General features: G+C 78.3%; 1 pseudogene. It reads left to right on the forward strand.

Annotation, left to right across the window (positions count from 1 at the left end):
- Positions 1-1320, forward strand: a pseudogene (locus IBL26_RS25420) (AAA family ATPase); the annotation flags it as partial.

Here is a 1320-nt window from a genome sequence, read left to right on the forward strand (position 1 = left end):
CGCCGCCGCCGCCGCCGCGCATTCCGAAGCCCGCAGCGCCGCCAGCGCCCGCGATGCCGAGCGCGCCCGCGCCAGCGCCGAACGCCAGGGCCTGCTGGACCTGCTGCGGTCGCGCGAGCGTGGCACCGCGGCGCCGATCCTGGATGCCATCACCGTGCCACCCGGGCTGGAAGCCGCCCTGGGCGCCGCCTTGGGCGAGGCGCTGGAAAGCCCGGCCGATACCGGCGCGCCACGCCACTGGCGCGTGCTGCCGCCGCTGGGCGCTCCCGGCGCCGCCCCCGCCGGCACCACCGCTTTGGCGACGTTGATCGAGGCACCGGAGGAACTCTCCCGCGCCCTGGCCTGCATCTTCCTGCTGCCGGACGGCGCCGATGGCACGGCGCTGCAGCCTTCCCTGGCCGCCGGGCAGAGCGTGGTCTCGCACGATGGCGCGCTGTGGCGGTGGGATGGCCATGGCGCCAAGCCTGGCGCGCCCAGTCCCGGGGCGGTGCGGCTGACCCAGCGCAACCGCCTGCGCGCAGCGGAGGCCGCCCTGGCCACCGCCGAGGCGGCGGCCGCCACTGCTCGCGAAGCGACCGAGCAGGCCCGCCGTGCCGAAGCCGAGGCTGCCGCCGCCGAAGCCACCGCCCGCGCCGCCCGTGGCGCCGCCGAGGGGTCGCTGAGCAAGGCGCGGGAAGAAGGCCAGCGCCTGAACGCCCGCGCTGCCCAGGCCGATAGCCGGATCGCCGCGCTTGGCCCGCAATTGGAGCGGCTCGCTACCGACCTGGCCACGGCTGAAGCCACCCGCGATGCCGCCGCCACGGTATTGGCGGAACTCGCCGACCCCGCCACCAGCCGTGCCGCGCGCGATGCCGCCGCTCGCCAGGAAGCCGACGCCCAGGCCGCCGAGGCCGCCGCCCGCAACGCCCGCCGCCAGGCCGAGGCGGCGCTGGAAGCCGCCCGCGGCGAAGAGTCCCGCCTGGCCAACCGCGCCGCCCAGGTGGAGAGCCGGCTTTCCGCCCTGGCGCCGCAGTTGGCCCGCGTGGCCGAGGAACTGGCGGAGGCCGAGCGGTTGCTGGATGCCGCCCGCGCCGCCGAAGGGCAGCAGCCCGACCTCGGCAAGCTGCGCGCCGGGGTGGAGGAAGCCCGTGCCACGCTGGCCGCCCTGCGAGCCCGCGCCGCCGCCGCCCGCGACACCGCCGCCGCGCTCTCCGCCGAGGCGGAACGCGCTGCCTCGCGGCTGGAGGCGATCGGCGCCGAGCGCACATCTTGGTTGGAACGTGCCAGCGGGGCGACGGCGCAGCGCGAACGCCTCTCCGCCCGCTCCGCCGAGGCGCAGGC

The organism is Teichococcus aerophilus, assembly GCF_014490485.1.
Taxonomy (GTDB): Bacteria; Pseudomonadota; Alphaproteobacteria; order Acetobacterales; family Acetobacteraceae; genus Pseudoroseomonas; species Pseudoroseomonas aerophila.